The sequence below is a fragment of the Colwellia sp. BRX8-5 genome (genome assembly GCF_014077325.1).
Taxonomy (GTDB): Bacteria; Pseudomonadota; Gammaproteobacteria; order Enterobacterales; family Alteromonadaceae; genus Colwellia_A.
On the sequence record NZ_JACGVR010000083.1, the window covers coordinates 1 to 655 of the forward strand.

A 655-nucleotide genomic window follows, 5' to 3' on the forward strand; every position below is an offset into this window, starting at 1 on the left:
TAACAATTTCAGTAACTCCAGTTTCAGATTTAAGTGATGATAATGAAACCGTTTCTGTCGCAGAAGATACAACCGCCACAGGCAATGTTTTAGACAATGCAGAAACTGCCGATGGTCCAATGACCGTCACTAGCTTTACTGTCGGTGGTAATACATATAGTGCAGGTGATACCGTTACTCTCACTGAAGGTGAGCTCACTTTAAATACCGATGGTAGCTATACCTTTACACCGAATGATAACTTCAATGGTGCTGTGCCAGTGATTACTTATACCGTCACAGATGGTGCCGGTGATACTCAGAGTTCTACCTTAACAATTTCAGTAACACCGGTTTCTGATTTAAGTGATGATAGTGAAACTGTCACGATAGCAGAAGACACAACAGCAACAGGCAATGTGTTAGATAATGCTGAAACAGCAGACGGTCCAATGACCGTCACCAGTTTTACTGTTGGTGGGAATACGTATAATTCAGGTGACACGGTTACCCTCACGGAAGGTGAGTTAACTTTAAATGCAGACGGTAGCTACACTTTCACTCCGAATGATAACTTTAATGGTGCTGTTCCTCTAATTACTTACATTGTTACTGACGGTGCAGGTGACACTCAGAGTTCTACCCTAACCATTTCAGTAACACCGGTTTCTGATTT

1 protein-coding gene is annotated in these 655 nt (G+C 42.1%); it reads left to right on the forward strand.

Going from position 1 to position 655, the window contains the following annotated elements; all coding sequences use genetic code 11:
* A partial coding sequence (locus tag H4J62_RS19970) for a tandem-95 repeat protein (protein WP_182231383.1) occupies positions 1-655 on the forward strand: 655 nt, incomplete at both ends.